This window comes from Streptomyces tardus (assembly GCF_018101125.2).
Taxonomy (GTDB): Bacteria; Actinomycetota; Actinomycetes; order Streptomycetales; family Streptomycetaceae; genus Streptomyces; species Streptomyces tardus.
Window position 1 is genome coordinate 68,650 of sequence record NZ_JAELVF020000005.1, and the last position, 20,836, is coordinate 89,485.

The 20,836-nt window shown below is 74.4% G+C and carries 3 protein-coding genes (1 of these 3 cut by a window edge); 1 reads left to right on the forward strand and 2 read right to left on the reverse strand.

All coding sequences use genetic code 11. The features are described from left to right. Together JGS22_RS25600 and JGS22_RS25605 are read right to left on the reverse strand one after the other, a co-directional pair. A protein-coding gene (locus JGS22_RS25600; RefSeq protein ID WP_216815184.1) for a type I polyketide synthase crosses the window boundary here: on the reverse strand, positions 1–14,062 show its 5' end (the start). Its footprint begins 14,531 nt before the window's first position; only the first 14,062 of its 28,593 coding nucleotides appear in the window; the start codon lies at positions 14,060–14,062; the stop codon falls past the left edge of the window. Positions 14,063–14,346: 284 nt separating this feature from the next. Further along, the gene (locus JGS22_RS25605; protein ID WP_211039004.1) at positions 14,347–15,381 is read right to left on the reverse strand and encodes a GDP-mannose 4,6-dehydratase; all 1,035 of its coding nucleotides are present in this window, start codon (positions 15,379–15,381) and stop codon (positions 14,347–14,349) included. Positions 15,382–16,062: 681 nt separating this feature from the next. Here JGS22_RS25605 and pglW point away from each other — a divergent pair. Next, entirely contained in the window at positions 16,063–20,742 is a 4,680-nt protein-coding gene (gene pglW, locus JGS22_RS25610; protein WP_211039003.1) for a BREX system serine/threonine kinase PglW, read from the forward strand. The last annotated feature ends 94 nt before the right edge of the window (positions 20,743–20,836 follow it).

The window sequence follows — 20,836 nt, forward strand, 5'->3', positions numbered from 1 at the left end:
CCATGAAGTCCAGGCCACTGCGGCGGATCTGGGTCGGGTCGACGCGGCCGAGCTTCATGTCGTCGGCCCAGATGCCCCAGGAGACGGCGGTGCCGTGGGCGCCGCGGGCACGCCGGTGCTCGGCGAGGGCGTTGAGGTGGGCGTTGGCGGCGACGTACGCGGCGTGGCGGCCACTGCCCCACATGCCGGCGGTGGAGGAGTAGAGGACGAACGCGTCGAGCTGGTCGTCGTCGAGGAGTTCGTCGAGGTGCCGGGCGCCCGCCGTCTTGGCGTGGACGACCTTCGCGAACGCGTCGAGGCCCGTTTCCTCCAGGGACTGGAGCTCGATGACGGCGGCGGTGTGGAAGACGCTGCGGACGGTGCGGCCCTCGGCGGCGAGGCCGTCGAGGAGCGCGGCGACGGCGTCGCGGTCGGACACGTCGCAGGCGGCGACGGTCACCCGGCAGTCGCGTTCGGCGAGTTCGGCGACGAGGTCGTCGGCGCCGGGCGCGTCCGGGCCGCGCCGTGAGGTGAGGACGAGGTCGCGGGCGCCCTGGTCGGCGAGCCAGCGGGCCAGGTGCGGGCCGAGGGTGCCGGTGCCGCCGGTGACCAGGACGGTGCCGCGCGGGCTCCAGTCGCCGCCGGTGGGCGCCGGCGCGGGGGCGATACGACGGGCGAGAACACCGCCTGCGCGTACGGCGAGTTGGTCCTCGTCCCCGGTGGTCCCGGCGAGGACGGCGGCCAGGCGTTCGCCTGCGCGCCGGTCGAGGGTCTCGGGCAGGTCGACGGTGCCGCCCCATCGGTCGGGGTGTTCGAGGGCGGCGGTCCAGCCGAGACCGGTGACCATGGCCTGGACGGGCCGGGTGAGGCGGTCGGCGCGGCCGGTGGAGACGGCACCCGTGGTGACGGCCCAGACGGTTGCGTCGGTGCCCGCGTCGCCGAGCGCCTGGACCAGCCGGACGCTGAGGGCGAGACCGTCGGTCAGGACGGGGTGGACGGTGCCGGCGTCCTCGGCGTCGGCGAGCAGCGAGACGACGCCGGCGAGGTCGGGCAGGGCGCGCAGCCGCTCGGTGAGGGCCTCGCGATCGGCGTCGGCGGCGCTCAGCACCAGCGGGAGCGCGGTGGCTCCGTGGGCGGTGAGCACCTCGGAGACGGCGGCGGCGCGGTCGGGGTCGGTGCCGTCGGCGGTGACCAGGAGCCAGGTTCCGTCGAGGTGGGCGGTGGGCAGCGCGCCGAGCGGCTTCCAGGTGGCGCGGTAGCGCCAGGAGCCGACGGTGGAGCGGTCGCGGCGCTGCTTGCGCCAGGTGGAGAGGGCGGGCAGCAGCGGGGTGAGGGCGTCGGGGTCGAGGCGGAGCCGGGAGGCGAGGGAGTCCACGTCCTGCTGCTCGACCTCCGCCCAGAACTCGGCGTCCGCGGGGTCCCCGGTGCCGCCCTGCGGCCGTCCGGCGACGGCCCACAGGTGTTCCCGCTGGAAGGCGTAGGTGGGCAGGGGTGTCCTGCGGGCGCCGGTCCCGGCGTAGACGGCGGCCCAGTCGGCGCGTCCGCCGCGGGTCCACTGCTCGGCGAGGGAGGCCAGGAAGCGGCCGGTGGTGCCCTGGTCGCGGCGGAGGGTGCCGACGGCGGCGATCTGGCGGCCGGTGTCCTCGGCGGTGGCCTGGACTGCCATGGTGAGCACGGGGTGCGGGCTGATCTCGACGAAGACGGTGTGCTCGGCGTCGAGAAGGGCGCGGACGGTCTCGTCGAAGCGGACGGTCTGCCGCAGGTTGCGGTACCAGTAGGCGGCGTCCATGCCGGTGGTGTCGAGGAGTTCGCCGGTGACGGTGGAGTGGAACGGGACGCGGGCGGCCCGCGGGGCGACCGGGGCGAGCACGTCGAGGAGTTCGGACTCCAGGCGTTCGACCTGGGCGGAGTGCGAGGCGTAGTCCACGGCGACGCGGCGGGCGCGCAGGTCGCGGGCGGTGAACTCGGCCTGCAGGGTGTCCAGTGCCACGGGGGTGCCGGCCAGGACCACGGAGTGGGGCCCGTTGACGGCGGCGACGCAGACGGCGCCGTCGTACGGGGCGAGGTGCTCCTCGGCCTCGGCGGCGGAGATCTGCACGGACATCATGCCGCCCGCTCCGGCGAGGACGCGGCCGATGGCCTGGGAGCGCAGGGCAACAACGCGGGCGCCGTCGGCCAGGGAGAGCGCACCGGAGACGACGGCGGCGGCTATCTCGCCCTGGGAGTGGCCGATGACGGCGTCGGGGGTGACGCCGTGGGCCCGCCACAGTTCGGCGAGGGAGACCATCACGGCCCAGGTGGCGGGCTGGACGACGTCCACCCGGTCCAGGGTGGGGGCGCCGTCGGCCTGGCGGACGACGTCGACCAGGGACCAGTCGGTGTGGGTCGCCAGGGCGGCGGCGCACTCGTGGAAGCGCTCGGCGAACACCGGTGAGGTGTCGAGGAGTTCGGCGCCCATGCCGGCCCACTGGGAGCCCTGGCCCGGGAAGACGAAGACGGTGCGGCCGTCGGTGTCGGCGGTGCCGTGCACCACCTGGGCGGTGGGCGTGCCGGTGCCGAACTCGGTGAGCGCGTCGAGGAGTTCGGCCGTGTCGGTGCCCAGGGCGACGGCCCGGTGCTCCAGGACGGAGCGGGCGGAGATCAGGGTGTGGCCGACGTCGACGGAGTGCGGCGCGGTGCCGGTGGCGAGGTGGGTGGCCAGGTGCGCGGCCTGGTCGCGCAGGGCGGCCGGGGCGGCGGCGGACAGGATCCATGGCAGGGTGCCGCCCGCGGGGAGGGTCGGCTCGGCGGCCGGGGCGGTTTCCTCGACGGCGGGCGCCTGCTCCAGGACGGCGTGCGCGTTGGTGCCGCTGATGCCGAAGGAGGAGACGGCGCAGCGCAGCGGCCGGTCCTCGTGGCTCCACTGCGTGGGCTCGGTGATCAGGCGGACGGTGCCGCTGGTCCAGTCGATGTGCCGGGAGGGCGCGTCGGCGTGCAGGGTGCGCGGGAGCTGCCCGTGGCGCATCGCCATGACCATCTTGATGATGCCCGCGACGCCGGCGGCGGACTGGGTGTGCCCGATGTTGGACTTCACCGAGCCGAGCAGCAGCGGGTGTTCGGGGTCGCGGTCCTGGCCGTAGGTGGCGAGCAGGGCCTGCGCCTCGATCGGGTCGCCGAGCGCGGTGCCGGTGCCGTGGGCCTCGACGACGTCGACGTCGGCGGTGGTGAGCCCGGCGGCGCCGAGGGCCTGCCGGATCACGCGGATCTGGGAGGGGCCGTTGGGCGCGGTGAGGCCGTTGGAGGCGCCGTCCTGGTTGATGGCGGAGCCGCGGACGACGGCGAGGACCTCGTGGCCGTTGCGGCGCGCGTCGGAGAGCTTCTCCAGGACGAGGATGCCGATGCCCTCTGCGAGGGTCATGCCGTCGGCCTCGTCGGAGAACGCCTTGCAGCGGCCGTCCCGGGCGAGGGCGCGCTGGCGGCTGAACGCGATGAACGGCATCGGGTTGGTCATGACGGTGGCGCCGCCGGCCAGCGCGAGGGTGGACTCGCCGTTGCGCAGCGACTGGCAGGCCAGGTGCAGCGCGACCAGGGAGGAGGAGCAGGCGGTGTCGACGGTGACGGCGGGGCCTTCGAGTCCGAAGGTGTAGGCGAGGCGCCCGGAGAGCACGCTGGGGCTCGACCCGGTGACGGCGTGGCCAGCGGACCCGTCGTCCATGCTGACGCCGTAGTCCTGGTAGGTGGAGCCGATGAAGGTGCCGGTGGGCGTGGAGTGGACCGACGCGGGGTCGATCCCGGCGTGTTCGAAGGCTTCCCACGCAGTCTCCAGGAGCAGCCGCTGCTGCGGGTCCATGGAGACGGCTTCGCGGGGCGAGATGCCGAAGAACCCGGCGTCGAACTCGCCCGCGTCGTGCAGGAATCCGCCCTGCGTGGAGTAGGTGGTGCCGTGCCGGTCGGGGTCCGGGTCGTAGAGGGCGTCGGCGTCCCAGCCGCGGTTGACGGGGAACTCGGAGATGGTGTCGGTGCTGTCGGCGACGAGCCGCCAGAACGCGTCGGCGGATCGGGCGCCGCCGGGCATGCGGCAGCTCATGCCGACGATGGCGATGGGCTCGTCGGCGGCGGGCGCCGGGAGGACGACGGCGGCGGGGTCGGCGGTGCCCAGGAGTTCCCCGCGCAGGTGGCGGGCGAGGGCGACCGGGTTGGGGTAGTCGAAGACCAGGGTGGTGGGCAGGGCGAGGCCGGTCAGGGCGACCAGGCGCTTGCGCAGGTCGACGGCGGTCAGCGAGTCGAACCCGGCGTCCCGGAAGGCGCGTTTGGCGGGAACGCCCTCGGCGGAGGTGTGGCCGAGGACGACGGCGGCCTCGGAACGCACCAGGTCGACGAGGAGGCGCTCCTGCTCCTCGCCGGTGAGCCCGCCGAGCCGGACGGCGAGTTCGGAGGCGGTGCCGGTGGCGGTGCCGCCGGCGGGGGCGGCCAGGGCGGCGACCGAGTCGAGGGCGTCGAAGAGGCGGCTGGCGCGGGAGGCGGTGAAGACCGGGTGGTACTGCTCCCAGTCGACGTCGGCGACGGTGACGGTGCTCTCGCCGCGCACGACGGCCCGGCGCAGTTCGGTCATGGCGGTGCCCGGGTCGAGCAGCCGCAGACCGGTGCGCTCGAAACTGTCGGAGACCGACCGGTGGGCGCTGGCCATACCGACCTCGGCCCAGGGGCCCCAGGCCACGGAGGTGGCGGCGAGGCCGCGCGCGCGGCGCTGCTCGGCGAGGGCGTCGAGGTAGGCGTTGGCGGCGGCGTAGGCGCTCTGCCCGGCGCTGCCCCAGACTCCGGCGATGGAGGAGACCAGGACGAAGAAGTCGAGGTCGTGGCCTTCGAGAAGGGCGTCGAGGTGGGCGGCGCCGAGGGTCTTGGCGGCCATCGCGGCGGCGACGTCGTCCAGCGGGGTCGCGGCGAGCGGCGCGGCCTGGCCGACACCGGCCGCGTGCACGACACCGGTGAGCGGGGCGTCGTCGGGGACGGCGGCGAGGACCGCCGCGAGGGCGTCGCGGTCGGCGCTGTCGCAGGCGGCGAGGGTGACCCGGGCGCCCGACTCCTCCAGTTCGGCGCGGAGTTCGGCGGCGCCGGGGGCGTCGGGTCCGCGGCGGCTGGTGAGGATCAGGTGGTCGGCTCCCGCGTCGGCGAGCCAGCGGGCGGCACGCGCGCCGAGGCCGCCGGTGCCGCCGGTGACCAGCACGGTCCCCGAGGCGGTGAAGGCGTCCTCGCGGGGCAGTTCGTCGCCGGGGTGGCGCACCACGCGGCGGGCGAAGGTGCCGCCGACACGGACGGCGAGCTGGTCCTCGCCCTCGCGGGTGGCCAGCACGCTGACCAGGCGCTGGGTGGCGGGCGCGTCGAGGACCTCGGGCAGGTCGACGAGGCCGCTGAACCGGTCGGGGCACTCCAGGGCGGTGACCCGGCCGAGGCCCCAGGCGGCGGCGCGCGCGGGGTGGGTGAGCGGGTCGCCGGGACCGGTGGAGACGGCACCGCGGGTGACGGTCCACAGCGGGGCGGTGGCGCCGATGTCGGTGAGGGCCTGGGCGAGGACGACACCGAGGGCGAATCCGGCGGGCAGCGCGGTGTCCGGGCGGGCCGGGTCGGCGAGCGGGAGCAGCGAGATCACGCCGTTGACGCCGTCGGGGGTGTCGGTGGCGGCGCGCAGGGCTGCGGCGAGTTGGTCGCGGTCGCGGTGGGTGTCGTCGAGGTCGAGGCGTTCGACGACGGCTCCGTGGCCGCGCAGCGCGTCCAGGACGTCGGTGCCCGCGCCGCCGGTGGTGACGGCGAGCCAGGTCCCGTCCAGGACGGGGGCGCCCTCGGCGGCGGCCGGGTGCCAGCCGACGCGGTAGCGGGCGGCGTCGAGGACGGCCCGCTCGTGGCGCGCGCGCCGCCAGGAGGACAGCGACGGCAACAGCGCGTACAGCGAGGCGTGTTCCTCGTCGCGCAGGCCGAGCAGCCCGACCAGGGAGGCGGTGTCGCCGGACTCGACGGCGCTCCACAACTCGGCGTCCGCGGGGTCCGCGGCGTCCGCCGGGCCGCCGGCGCGGCGGACGGTGGGCGCGGCGGTGTCGGGCCAGTAGGTCTGGTGCTGGAAGGCGTACGTGGGCAGTTCGACGGCGCCGGCGCCGGTGCCCCGGTGGACGGCGGTCCAGTCGACGCGGACGCCGCGCACGTGCAGGCGGGCGAGCGCAGTGAGGGCGGCCTCGTCCTCGGGGCGGTCGGTGCGCAGCAGCGGGACGGTGTCGGCGTCGCTCCCGTCGCCGAGGGTGTCCTGGGCGGCGGCGCACAGGGAGCCGCCGGGGCCGAGTTCGAGGTAGGTGGCGGCGCCCGCGGCGCGGGCGGCTCGCACGGCGTCGGCGAACCGGACGGTGGAACGGACGTGCCGGACCCAGTGGTCGGCGGTGCGCAGATCCTCGCCCTCGGCGAGACGGCCGGTGAGGTCGCTGACGACGGGCACGGTCGGCTCGTGGTAGGTGAGGCTCTCGGCGACCTCGCGGAAGGCGTCCAGCATGGCGTCCATGCGGGGCGAGTGGAATGCGTGCGAGACCTTCAGACGGCGGGTGGTGCGGCCGAGTTCGGCGAAGTGGGCGGCGATCCGGTCGGCGGCGTCCTGCTCGCCGGAGACCACGACGGCCGAGGGCCCGTTGACGGCGGCCAGGGAGACCTGGTCCCGCACCTCTTCGAGCAGCGGCAGGACCTCGTCCTCGGACGCCTGGAGCGACCACATGGCGCCGCCCTCGGGCAGGGCCTGCATCAGACGGGCGCGGGCGGCGACGAGCGCGCAGGCGTCGTCGAGGGAGAGGATGCCCGCGGCGTGCGCGGCGGCGACGGAGCCGACGGAGTGGCCGAGCAGTACGCCGGGACGCACGCCCCAGGAGCGGACCAGCCGGTACGCGGCGGTCTCCAGGGCGAACAGCGCGGGCTGGGTCCAGCCGGTCTCGTGCAGGGCGTCCGCGCCGGGGGTGCCGTCGGCGGCGAACAGTACGTCCCCGAGCGAACCGTGCGGGGTGTCGGCGGGGGCGTCGAGGAGCAGCGGGTCGAGCCGGGCGATCACCTCGTCGAGGGCTTCGGCGAAGGCCGGGTACCGCTCGTACAGGGCGCGTCCGGTGCCGGGGCGCTGGCTGCCCTGGCCGGTGAAGAGGAACGCGGTGCGGCCCGCGCCGCCGGTCTCGCCGAGGACGAGGGCGGGGTCGGGCCGGTCGGCGGCGAGCGCGGCGAGGGCGCGGCGGGCGTCCTCGGGGGTGCCGACGACCACGCCGCGCTGTTCGAACGCGGGCCGGGTGGTGGCCAGCGAGAGGGTGAGGTCGGCGGCGGCGCCCTCGTGGGTGTCGAGGTGGGCGAGGAGCCGGGCGGCCTGGGCACGCAGCGCGGGGCGGGTGCGGCCGGACAGGGTCCAGGGCAGCGCCGCGGGCGCGGCGGGTCGGGGGGCGTCCGGGTGCGCGGGTTCGCCCTGTTCGAGGACGAGGTGGGCGTTGGTGCCGCTGATGCCGAAGGAGGAGACGGCAGCACGACGCGGGCGGCCGGTCTCGGGCCAGGCGGTCTGCTCGCGCAGCAGGGTGACGTCGCCGCTCTCCCAGTCGACGTGCCGGGAGGGCGCGTCGGCGTGCAGGGTGCGCGGGAGCTGCCCGTGGCGCATCGCCATGACCATCTTGATGACGCCCGCGACGCCCGCGGCGGCCTGGGTGTGGCCGATGTTGGACTTCACCGAGCCCAGCAGCAGCGGCTGTTCGGCGGGGCGGTCCTGACCGTAGGTGGCCAGCAGAGCCTGCGCCTCGATCGGGTCGCCCAGCGGCGTACCGGTGCCGTGCGCCTCGACGGCGTCGACGTCGGCGGTGGTGAGCCCGGCCGAGCCGAGGGCCTGCCGGATGACGCGCTGCTGGGAAGGCCCGTTGGGCGCGGTGAGCCCGTTGGAGGCACCGTCCTGGTTGACGGCGGAGCCGCGCACCACGGCCAGTACGCGGTGACCGTTGCGGCGCGCGTCGGAGAGCCGCTCCAGGACGAGGACGCCGATGCCCTCGGACCAGCCGACGCCGTCGGCCTCGTCGGAGAAGGCCTTGCAGCGGCCGTCGGGCGACAGGCCGCGCTGGCGGGAGAACTCGATGAGCGAGGTCGGGGTGGACATCACGGTGACGCCACCGGCCAGCGCGAGGGAGCACTCCCCCGCGCGCAGCGCCTGCATCGCCCAGTGCATGGCGACCAGCGAGGAGGAGCAGGCGGTGTCGACGGTGACGGCGGGGCCCTCGAGGCCGAGGGCGTAGGAGACCCGGCCCGAGGCGATGCTGGGGGCGGTGCCGCTGCCCTGGTGGCCCTCGAAGCGTTCGTCGGCGAGGGTCGCCGAGTAGTCGCTGTACATGACACCCGCGAAGACGCCGGTCTGGCTGCCGCGCAGCGCGACCGGGTCGATCCCGGCGTGTTCGACGGCGGTCCAGGACGCCTCCAGGAGCAGCCGCTGCTGGGAGTCGGTGGCGAGCGCCTCGCGGGGGCTCATCCCGAAGAACCCGGCGTCGAACTCGCCCGCGTCGTGCAGGAATCCGCCGTAGCGGGTGTAGGAGGTGCCGGGGTGGTCGGGGTCGGGGTGGTAGAGCCCGTCGAGGTCCCAGCCGCGGTTGACGGGGAGTCCGCCGATGGCGTCGGTGCCCTCGGTGACCAGGCGCCACAGGTCGTCCGGCGAGCTGACGCCGCCGGGGTAGCGGCAGCTCATGCCGACGATGACGATCGGGTCGTCGGCGGTGGCGCGGGGCTTCGGAGCTGTGGCCGCGGCGGCCGGCTCGGGGGCGTCGCTCAGCTCCTCCAGGAGGTGCGCGGCGAGGGCGGCGACGGTCGGGTAGTCGAAGATGACGGTCGCGGAGGTGCGCAGGCCGGTGGCGGCGGCCAGGCGGTTGCGCAGTTCGACAGCGGTCAGGGAGTCGAACCCGAGGTCCTGGAAGGGCCGTTCGGGGTCGATGTCGGTGGCGGAGGCGTGGCCGAGGACGACGGCGGTCTGGGTGCGGACCAGCTCGACGACGGTCTCGGTGCGGGCCTCGTCGTCGAGCCGGGCGAGCCGCTGGGCGAGGCCGAGCGCGGCTTCGGAGCCGGTGCGCACGGTGCGGCGGGCGCGTCCGCGGATCAGGCCGCGCAGCAGCGGGGGCACCTCGCCCCGGCCGCGCAGCGCGGCGAGGTCGAGGCGTACCGGCAGGACGGCGGCGCGGGGCAGCGCGAGGGCGGCGTCGAAGAGGGCGAGGCCCTGTTCGACGGTGAGCGGGGGCGTACCGGAGCGGGACATGCGCTCCAGGTCGCGGTCGGCGAGGTCGCCGGTCATGCCGCCGGTGGGGACCCAGGGGCCCCAGCCGAGGGAGAGACCGGGCAGTCCCGCGTCGCGGCGCTGCTGGGCGAGGGCGTCCAGGAAGGCGTTGCCCGCCGCGTAGTTGGCCTGGCCGGGGGCGCCGGTGGTGCCGGCGAGGGAGGAGAAGACGACGAACGCGGCGAGGTCGAGGTCGCGGGTGGCACGGTGCAGGTGCCAGACGGCGTCGGCCTTGGGCCGCAGCACGGCGGCGAGGCGTTCGGCGGTGAGGGTCTCGACGGTGCCGTCGTCCAGGGTGCCCGCGGTGTGCACCACGGCAGTGACGGGGTGTTCGGCCGGCACGGCGGCGAACAGCCGTGCCACCTCGTCGGGTTCGGCGACGTCGCAGACGGAGAGGGTGACCTCGGCGCCCGACTCGCGCAGTGCGGCGGCGAGTTCGGCGGCGCCGGGCGCCTCGGGTCCGCGCCGTCCGGCCAGCACCAGGCGGCGGACGCCGTGTGCGGTGACGAGGTGGTCGGCGAGGACGGCGCCGAGACCGCCGGTGCCGCCGGTGATGACGACGGTGCCGTCCGGGTTCCAGGCGGCGGCGGTGGGTTCGGTGCCGGGACGGACGCGGGCGAGGCGGGCGGCGAGGACGGTACCGGCGCGTACGGCGGTCTGCGGTTCCTCGGCGGCCAGCGCGACGGCGAGGGCGTCGAGGTCGGGGGCGTCCGCGGCGGGGTCGAGGTCCAACAGGCCGAAGCGGTGCGGGTGTTCGGCCTGCGCGGAGCGGACCAGGCCCCAGACGGCGGCGGCGGCCGGGTCGGTGAGCTCGCTGCCGCCCGCTGCGACGGCGGCGCGGGTGACGAAGACCAGTCGGGCCCGGTTCGGCGCGGTGGCCAGCCACTCCTGGATCTGGCCGAGGGCGCGCGCGGTGACGGTGTGCACGGCGGCGGGGACGTCGTCCGTGCCCGGGGCGACCGGCGCGAGGGCGAGGCCGGGGGTGCCGGCGTCGGAGGTGCCGGCGTCCGAGGTGCCCGCGGCGAGTTCGGTGCCTGCGGCGGTGAGGGCGGCGCCGAGCCCGTACGGGTCGGTTCCGAGCAGCGTCACGGCGGCCGGGAGGGCGGCGTCGGCGGGACCGGCGAGACGGGTCCAGTCGAGGGCGAAGAGAGCGTCGCGCTCCAGCGCGGAGGCGGCGGCGCGGGCGTCGGGCGCGGAGCGCAGGACGAGGGAGCCGACGGAGGCGACGGGCGTACCGGTGGTGTCGGCGACGGCGAGCGCGACGGCGTCGTCCCCGGCGGGGGTGATGCGGACGCGGACCTCGGCGGCGCCGCTCGCGTGCAGAGTGACGTCCTGCCAGGCGAAGGGCAGCCCACCGCGGGCGTCCTCGCCGAGCGGCGCGAGGGCGGTGGCGTGCAGGGCTGCGTCGAGCAGCGCGGGGTGCAGACCGAACTGGGCGGCGTCGCCCGCGGGTCCGGCGTCGAGGGCGACCTCGGCGAAGGTCTCCTCGCCACGCCGCCATACGGCGCGCAGGCCGCGGAAGGCGGGGCCGTAGCCGAACCCGGCCTCGGCGAGGCCGTCGTAGAAGCCGGCGAGGTCGACGGGCTCGGCGTCGGCGGGCGGCCAGACGGCGGCGAACCCGTCGGCGTCGTCGGCGCGGTGGGCGCCGCTTGCGAGGGTGCCCTCGGCGTGCCGGTTCCACGGCCGGTCGTCGTCGCCGTCGGGGCGCGAGTACAGGCTGAGGGGACGCCGGCCGGTCTCGTCGGGGGTGCCGATCCAGACCTGGACCTGCACGCCGCCGTCCTCGGGCAGGGCGAGGGGCGCGGCGAGGGTGAGGTCCTCGACGCGGTCGCAGCCGACCTCGTCGCCCGCGCGCACGGCCAGTTCGAGGAAGGCGGTGCCGGCCAGCAGGACGGTGCCGCGCACCGCGTGGTCGCCGAGCCAGGGGTGGGTGCGCACCGAGAGGCGGCCGGTGAGGAGCATGCCGTCGGAGTTGGCGAGGGTGACGGCGGCGGCCAGCAGCGGGTGGTGGGCGGCGCCGAGTCCGGCCGAGCGCATGTCGCCGGTGAGTCCGGAGACGGCCTTGGGCCAGAAGCGGCGGTGCTGGAAGGCGTACGTGGGCAGGTCGGCGCGGCGGGCGCCGGTGCCGTCGAACCAGCGCTGCCAGCGCACGGCGGTGCCCCGCAGGTGCAGTCCGGTGGCCGTCTCGGTGAGGGTGGCGGCCTCGGGGCGGTCCTTGCGCAGGGCCGGCAGCACGGCCGCGCCCTCGTCTCCGGCCGCGTCGAGGACGGTACGGGTGAGGGCGGCGAGGGTGGCGTCGGGGCCGAGTTCGAGGAAGACGCCGGTGCCGTGCCCGGCCAGCCAGTCGATGCCGTCGGCGAAGCGAACGGCCCGGCGCACGTGGTCGGTCCAGTAGTCGGCGGAGGTCAGCTGCTCGACGGTGGCGGGCGCCCCGGTCAGGTTGGAGACGACGGGCAGGGTGGGTGCCTGCGGGGAGAGTCCGGCGACGACCGCGCGGAACGGCTCCAGCATCGGCTCCATGAGCGGCGAGTGGAAGGCGTGCGAGACCTTCAGGCGGCGGGTGCGGCGTCCGGTCTCGTCGAGGGCGGCAATCCGCGCGGCGATGTCCTCGACGGCGTCTTCGGCGCCCGCGACGACCACGGCCGAGGGGCCGTTGACGGCGGCGATCGACACCTGTCCCGGGTGGTCGGCCAGCAGCGGCGCCACCTCGTCCTCGGTGGCCTCGACGGAGACCATGGCGCCGCCCTCGGGCAGGGCCTGCATGAGGCTGCCGCGGGCGACGACGAGGGCGCAGGCGTCGGCGAGGGAGAAGACCCCGGCGACATGGGCGGCGGCGATCTCGCCGACGGAGTGCCCGGTGACGTGGGCGGGGGTGACGCCCCAGGACTCGACGAGCCGGTAGAGGGCCACTTCGAGGGCGAACAGGGCGGGTTGGGCGTAGCCGGTGCGGTCGAGGAGGGCGGCCTCGGGGGTCCCCTGTTCGGCGAACATGAGGGGGCGCAGCGGGCGGTCGAGTCCGGCGTCGAGGTGGCCGAGGATCTCGTCGAGCGCGGCGGCGAAGACGGGGAAGCGGACGTAGAGGTCGCGGCCCATGCCGGGACGCTGGGAGCCCTGGCCGGAGAAGAGCACGGCGAGCTTGGTGCGGCCGCGGAGCTGGTGGGCGGAGAGGCCGGGTACGTCGGCGGAGTCGGTCCCGGCGGCGAGCGCGGTGAGGGCGGCGACGGCGGTGTCGCGGTCGGAGGTGGTCAGCGCGGCCCGGTGCTCCAGGGCGGAGCGGGTGGTGGCGAGGGCGTGCGAGACGTCCAGGGCGGGGAGCGCCGGGTGGGCGGTGAGGTGGTCCAGGAGACGGGCGGCCTGGGCGCGCAGGGCGTCGGGGGTGCGTCCCGAGAGCAGCCAGGGCAGGGCGCCGGGCTCGACGGCGGGCGCGTCGGGCTCGACGGGCGCCTGGTGCGGGGCCTCTTCGATGATGGTGTGCGCGTTGGTGCCGGAGAGGCCGAAGGACGAGACACCGGCCCGGCGCGGGGCGCCCTCGCGGCGGGGCCAGAGAGCGGCCTCGGTGAGGAGGCGGACGGCGCCCTCGGTCCAGTCGACGTGGCTGGAGGGCCGGTCGACGTGCAGGGTGCGGGGCAGCAGGTCGTGGCGCATCGCCATGACCATCTTGATGATGCCCGCGACGCCTGCGGCGGCCTGGGTGTGGCTGATGTTGGACTTCACCGAGCCGAGCAGCAGCGGCCGTTCGGGGTCGCGGCTCTGGCCGTAGGTGGCGAGGAGCGCCTGCGCCTCGACGGGGTCGCCCAGGACGGTGCCGGTGCCGTGCGCTTCGACGACGTCCACATCGGCGCCGGTGAGGCGGGCGTTGACGAGGGCGGACTCGATGACGCGCTGCTGGGAGGGGCCGTTGGGCGCGGTGAGGCCGTTGGAGGCGCCGTCCTGGTTGACGGCGGAGCCGCGCACGACCGCGAGGATGTGGTGCCCGTTGCGGCGCGCGTCGGAGAGCCTCTCCAGAGCGAGGACGCCGACGCCTTCGGACCAGCCGGTGCCGTCGGCCCCGTCGGCGAAGGACTTGCAGCGGCCGTCGCCCGCGAGGCCGCCCTGCCGGGCGAACTCGACGAAGGTCGTGGGGCTCGCCATCACGGTGACGCCCGCGGCGAGCGCCAGCGAGCACTCCCCCGCGCGCAGGGACTGTGCGGCGAGGTGCAGGGCGACGAGGGAGGAGGAACAGGCGGTGTCGACGGTGACGGCTGGGCCGACGGCGCCGAAGAAGTAGGAGAGCCGCCCGGACAGGATGCTGGTCGCGTTGCCGGTGAGCTGGAAGCCCTGGACGTCGTCCTCGGGGCCGACCCGGTAGTCCTGGGGCATGGCGCCGACGAACATGCCGGTACGGGAGCCGCGGACTCCGGCGGGGTCGATACCGGCCCGTTCGAAGGCCTCCCAGCCGGTCTCCAGGAGCAGCCGCTGCTGCGGGTCCATGGACAGCGCCTCGCGGGGCGAGATGCCGAAGAAGTCCGGGTCGAAGGCGGGCGCGTCGTGGAGGAAGCCACCGGCGAAGTCGGCGGGCCCGTCACCGATGGCCGCTTCCCAACCGCGGTCGTCCGGCATCGCGGTGATGCCGTCCTCGCCCGCGACGAGCATGCGCCACAGCTCCTCGGGGCTGCTGACACCGCCCGGGTAGCGACAGCTCATGCCGATGATCGCGATGGGCTCGGTGGCCGCCGCCTCCAGTTCGCCCACCCGCTGCCGGGAACGCTTCAGATCAGCGCTCGCCCGCTTGAGGTAGTCCCGGAGCTTCTGTTCCTTGTCCATATCAACGCAACCCATCTGGGAGAAGACCGGCGGACGGCTGGTGGTTCGGCGTGGGCACCTGGAGCCGGGGGTGACCTCGGCCGGCCCGGGCCGCTTCGCCGGGGCACCCGCCATGGGCGCGTGCCGTGCACACGGTTCCGCAGATCATGGGCTCAGTCTGCGACGCTCCGTCTTTGGAAATCCCTAGTCTGTGACGACAGTTCGGGCAGGCCCGGACGCGAGGAGGCCCGCACACGGCCGTGTGCGGACCTCCTCGGAAGCGGATGCGGATGCCGTACGGGCTCCTACCAGCTGACGGTGGACAGCAGACGGCTGTAGTCGCGCTCGCGAGACGCCTGCTGCAGGTCGGACTCGACCATCATGCGCATGAGTTCCTCGAAGTCGACCTCGGGCTCCCAGCCGAGCTCCCGGCGGGCCGCGGAGGGATCAGCGCACAGGGTCTCGACCTCGGCCGGGCGAACCAGGTCGGGGTCGACGACCACATGCTCCTCCCAGTCGAGACCGACGTGGTCGAAGGCGATACGGGCCGCGTCCTTGACGCTGTGCATGGCGCCGGTGCCCACCACGTAGTCGCCGGGCTCGTCCTGCTGGAGCATCAGGTGCATGGCGCGCACATAGTCGCCGGCGAAACCCCAGTCGCGCTGGGCGTCGAGGTTGCCGAGGCTCAGCTTGTCCTGCATGCCGAGCTTGATCAGGGCGACCGCCAGGGAGATCTTGCGGGTCACGAACTCGGCGCCCCGGCGCGGGGACTCGTGGTTGAACAGGATGCCGGAGACTCCGTACATCCCGTACGACTCGCGGTAGTTGCGGGTGATGTAGTGGCCGAAGGTCTTCGCCACTCCGTAGGGGCTGCGCGGGTGCAGGAAGGTGGTCTCCCGCTGCGGGCTCTCCGCCACCTGCCCGAACATCTCGGAGGACGACGCCTGGTAGAAGCGGATCTGGCCGCCTCCGGTGCTGCCGGTGGACTTGCTGAGGCCCGACACGATGCGGACCGCCTCCAGCATGCGCAGCACGCCGGTGCCGTTCACCTCGGTGACCAGTTCGGGCTGCTGCCAGGACATCGGCACGAACGAGACGGCGCCCAGGTTGTAGACCTCGTCGGGCTGGACCAGGTCCACCGCCGACACCAGGCTGCCCTGGTCCATCAGGTCGCCGTCCACGAAGGACAGGCCGGGGATCAGTCTGGCTATCCGGTCCTTCCGGGGGTTCGCCTGCCCCCGGCACAGCCCCCAGACCTGGTAGCCCTGGCCCAGCAGGTGTTCGGCCAGGTACGAGCCGTCCTGTCCGGTGATTCCGGTGATCAGTGCACGCTTGGACATCTTCCCTCTTTCCACCGCCACGGTGAGGACCGGTTGGGCGGGAGCCCGCACCCGCGGGGCGGACCGATCGACACCCAGCGCGTGCTGTCGTGCCCGGGCCGGCGGCCAGAGCAGCGTCCATCGCAGAAGCACGAGACGCCTGACTGCGCTCACGAGCCGTCCTCGTCGCGCCATGCAAGCACGGGCAGAGCTAAGGAATTTGCGAGTATTTCGCGCCGCGGGAATTTCTTTCGGACCGGCTCCGCCCGGGCGACATGCAGCCCACATCACCCTTTTGGGACGACGCGTCACCCCGTCCTTCGTGCCCGCAGCCCCGGCCGGACCGACGCCCCTCCCCCGTGGTCCGGCGTTCAAGGGCAGCTGCACACCCCTCGGACCCACCGCACCGCCCAACCTCCGAGCCGCAGCCCGGACTTCGCGGTCCGAGCCAGTGCCCCCGACCGCGCCACCCCTCACCGTCCGGCGGGCATCCCCTGTGCACTCCTCCGCGGCCCCAGCCACCGCGACCTGCGTCCACGCTCTCCGACCTGCCGCTGTACGGCCGTTGTCGCTTCTGGACCACCCGGTGTCAGTGTCACCGTCTAGGATTTCCTCCGGGGAATTCAGCCGGGCTGCCTGGGCCGCGCCAGCAGGATCGCGACCGGTACGCACGGACATGAGCTGACACGGGGCGGGAGCCGCATGAGGGATGGCCGGTGGACGACGGTCACCGAGTCCGAGTTCGAGCACGAGCGCCGCGGTCTTGAGGCGATCCGCAGGCTCCTTCCGGACGAAGAGCCTTGGCGTGCCTGGTCGAACTTCACCTTCACGGCGAACAGCGGGCACGTCCGCGAGATCGACCTCATGGTCACCGCGCCGGCCGGTGTCTTCCTCGTCGAGTTGAAGGACTGGCACGGGTCGGTGAGCGGCGCCGGTAAGAGCTGGGTGCAGAGGACACCCGGCGGCACCAATCGCCGGCACGGCAATCCGCTGCACCTGACCAACCAGAAGGCCAAGGAGCTGGCGGGCCTCATCGGGAACGTCGTGGGGCGTGGTCCCGGGCGGCCCAGGATCTGGGTGGGTGAGGCGGTCTGCTTCACCGACGACAAGTTCCGGGTGGATCTGGCGGGCGCCGACCTCAACGGCATCTTCAAGATCAGGCAGTTGGTCGAGATGCTCGCTGTTCCGCCGGAGGACACCCGGGGGCAGGTGACCGCGGCGATCGCGCGCCAGGTCGACGGCGCCCTCAAGCAGCTCGGCATCGCGCCCATCCGCCGTCAGCACGAGGCGGGGTCGTACCTCCTGGAGACGAAGGCGTTCGACTCCGGCCCCACCTGGGCCGACTACCTGGGGCGTCACACTCAGTTGGACGACTCGGCGCGAGTGCGGGTCTTCCTCAGCGAGCGGGGCGCTTCGGACGCGGAGCGCGCTTCGGTGGAGAGGGCCGCCGCGCGTGAGGCCACGGTGCTCAGCCGGTTTCGGCATCAGGGCGCCGTCCAGCTCAAGAGCTATCTGCCGTCGGGGCATCCCGCGGGCCCGACGATCCTCTTCGACTACCACCCGGAGACTCAAAGGCTCGACGACTACCTGGCGGAGCACGGCGAGCGCCTCGACCTGTCCGGCCGTCTCGCGCTGGTCCGCCAGCTCGCCGAGACGCTCCGTTCCGCGCACTCCAAGCGGCTTCATCACCGCACGCTGTCGGCGCACGCGGTGCACGTGATCCCGCGCAACCGCGGTCCGCGCGGGCAGGAGCTGGGCGAGGAGCAGCGCTGGCTGAGCCCCTGGCTGCAGATCGCGGACTGGCAGATCGCTTCCGGGCACAGCGCCAGCCGGGGCAGGCCGCTGACGCTGGCCGCCTCCCGTCTGTCCGGTCTGCACGTCTCCGAGCAGGCCGACCCGTATCTCGCTCCCGAGCTGCGGGTCCCCAAGGCGGACCCGGTCCAGCTCGATGTGTACGGGCTCGGCGTTCTCACCTATCTCCTCATCACCGGGCAGGCGCCGGGTGCGACGCAGAGCGAGGTCCTGTCCCGTCTGGAGGCGGGCGAGAAGCTCGCCCCCAGCGCGCTGGTGGACGGCCTCAACTCCGACCTCGACGAGCTGGTGGAGGCGTCCACCGCCTACGACCCGAACCGCCGCCTCTCCACGATCGACGACTTCCTGGAGATGCTGGAGTTCGTCGAGGAGGCGTTCGCGGAGCAGGCCGCGTCCCTCGGCGGCACCGCGGACGGAGATCCGCCTTCCGGCGCTTCCTCGGGCCGGGAAGCGGGCGGAGAGCCGGAGAAGGACCCGCTGGAAGCCGTGGCCGGTGATCTGTTCGCCGGGCGCTGGGAGATCGTGCGCCGTCTCGGTACGGGCTCGACCTCGCGCGCGTTCCTGGTCCGTGACCTGGCCGGTGAGCCGCGTCGCAGCGGGAGTCTGCCGGTGGCGGTGCTCAAGGTCGCGCTCAGCGAGGCGAAGCACGTGGTGCTCGACCGGGAGGCCGATGTCCTGGGCCGAATCCACCGGGATTCGAGCATCATCGCGCTGTACGAGCGGGAGCCGCTGACCCTCGCGGGCCGCAGGGTGCTCGCCCTGGAGTACGTGGGCGACAATCGCGCGCTGGACACGGGGGGCACGGGCAAGGCCGCACGCAGGCGGGAGGACACCGTCGCCCGCCAGCTGCAGGACTACGGCCGGCTGCGCATGGACCAGTTGGAGAGGTACGGGCAATACCTGTTCGGCGCGGTGGAGCACCTGGAGGCCGAGGGCATCTGGCACCGGGACCTGAAGCCGGACAACATCGCCATTCGGATCCGGCCCAACGGCACCCGCCAGCTCGTGATGATCGACTTCTCGCTCGCCGGTTATCCGGCGAAGGAGATCGAGGCAGGCACCGAGGGCTATCTCGACCCGTTCGTCGGGATCATCACGCGCGGTTCGTACGACGGCCACGCCGAGCGGTACGCGCTGGCGGTCACGCTGCACGAGATGGCCTCCCGCGAGCTGCCCCGCTGGGGCGACGGATCGGTCACGCCCCGGCAGACCGATCCGAAGGAGTGGCCGTACCCGCAGCTCGCCTCCGACGCCTTCGACGACCCGGTGCGCGAGGGCCTGGTGGCCTTCTTCCACAAGGCCCTGGCCCGGGACGTGAAGAACCGCTTCCCGGATCTGAAGCCGATGGAGCGCGCCTGGAACGCGATCTTCCTGGACGCCCAGCGGACGACAGCGCCGAGTTCCGGGCACGGCAACAAGGCGGTGGCGGTGGAGAGCGCCGCGCCGGAGATCGGCCAGGGCGACGACGACACCTCGGCCGAGGCGATCCGCGACGAGCAGGCGGAGCGGGCCGACCGTTCCACCCCGTTGTCGGTGGCCGGCCTGACTCTCGCGGCGCAGTCCCAGCTCTTCGGCCTGGGCCTGAACACCGTGGGGGACGTCCTGGACTACTCGGTGCGCAAGTTCCTGACCGCGCCGGGCATGGGCGCCCGGACCCGCACGGAGATCCAGAACCGGCAGAAGCAGTGGAACCTGCGACTCGGCAGGACGCCGGTGCCGATGAGCAAGGAGGCGCTCAAGGCCGCCCGCGAGGAGGTCACCGAGCTGGAGAAGGCCGCCGCCGAAGCGGTCGCCGCCGGCGGCGACACCGGCCCTGAGGTGCTGCGCGCGCTGAGCCTGGACGCCCTTGCCTCCCGTCTGGTCCCGCGCCCCTCGGGCGGCAGCGCCCGTTCCAACGAGAAGGAACGCGAGGCCGTCCGGCTGCTGCTCCGGCTTCCCGACGAGAACGGCGAGCTGCCCGAGGGTCTGCCCTGGGTCCGGCAGACGGACGTCGCCAAGGCCCTTGACCTCACGGTGGGCCGCATCCCGCAGATCGTGAAGAAGTCGCGCGAGCGCTGGTACAACGATCCCGCGCTGGGGCTGCTGAGCGAGCAGGTGATCGAGCTGGTCGCCGAGCGCGGCCGGGTCGCGCCGGTGCTCGAACTCGCCGACGCACTGCTCCCCCTGCGCGGCAGCGAGGTCCCCAAGCGGCGGGACCGGCGTGCGCTGGCGCTGTCGCTGCTGCGTGCGGTGGTGGAGCGCGAGCAGTTCCGGGAGCAGTACGAGCAGACGCCGCCGCGGTTCCGCTACTTCCACGCCCGGCTGCCCAAGGGTGCCGACCCGGTGCTCGGACTGATCGTCATCGACGTCCGCGACGGACAGGACAGCGCAGGCGGTTCGGACGGGGCGGACACCCCGAGCCTGCCGGCCCTCCGGGAGTACGCCCTCAAGCTGGGCACGCAGGCGGACGAACTGGCGGGCCTGGAATCCCTGCCGACGGCGAGCACGGTCCTCACCAGGCTGGCCGCGGTGCGGCAGCCGCCGGGGGTGCTCGGCTGGGACGAGCGTCGGACGGCCGAGATCGCGGTCGCGGCTTCCCCCGGGGCCGCGCTCACACCCCGTCTGGAGATCTATCCGCGCGATCTGGACCTCGTGCGCGCACTGCGGATCACCCAGGCCGGTGTGGTCGCCGAGCAGCCGGGTCTTGAGGAGGAGCGCCAACTGGGGCTCACTGTCCGCGCCCTGCACAAGCGGGTCGCGACCCGCTTCCCCGAACTGGGCGCCGATCCCCTTCTCCCCCGCGAACTGCCGGGCGGCAGCGCGCTGGTGCGGTTGCTGAAGCAGGCCGGTTTCGAGCTGAAGCTGGCGACCCGCTACGACAAGGTCCTCCGGCTCGTCCCGGACCGGCCCGCCGGGGCGTTCACCAGCGGTCTGACGTCCGCGAGTTGGGGTGTCACGGCCTCTGCGGCGCGGCGGTCCGCGCCGACGCAGTACGACGCGGACGCGGCGGTCGCGGCGGCGGTGAAGGCCGAGCAGCGGCTCGGGCACTCGGCGGGGCAGGACGGGTTCCGGGTCCTGACCGTGCCGCAGCAGGGCGCGGAGACGGCGGTACGGCGACTGGCCGCTCCGCCGTACGGGGCAGCGGTCGTCTCGCTGACCAAGCTGTTCCTGGCCGAGCTGCGCGGCGTGATCGCCGAGGCGGCGAAGCCGACCTGGGAGACCGTCCTCAAGGCGGACGCCGCCGAGCCGGGCTCGCCGCTTCACCAGCGGTTGCGGGTCCGTACGGACAAGGCGTGGGGGCGCGTCGAGCCGCTCCTTCGCGAGCGTCTGGCGGCCACGGGCGGCGGCCCGCTGCTCCTCACCGACACGGCGGCGCTCGCCCGCTACGACGCGTTCGACCTCCTGGGCCGGCTCGCGGAGGAGTCCCGGCAGGGCGGCAGCCCGCTGTGGCTGCTCGTCGCCCAGTCCGACCCGGCCCGCGCGCCGAGGCTGGCCGGCCGGAGCGTTCCCTACCAGGCCGCGTTCGACGAGTGGATCGTCGTGCCGGACGCGTGGGTGGCGCGCAGACACCTCGCGCCGGACGCCGTCTGACGGCCGGTGTGCGGGCGGCGGGCCGTTGGTCCGCCTCGCACACTTCTCGCCTCGCATTCCCCTCGCCTTTGGGCACACCTCTTAGTCACCACCT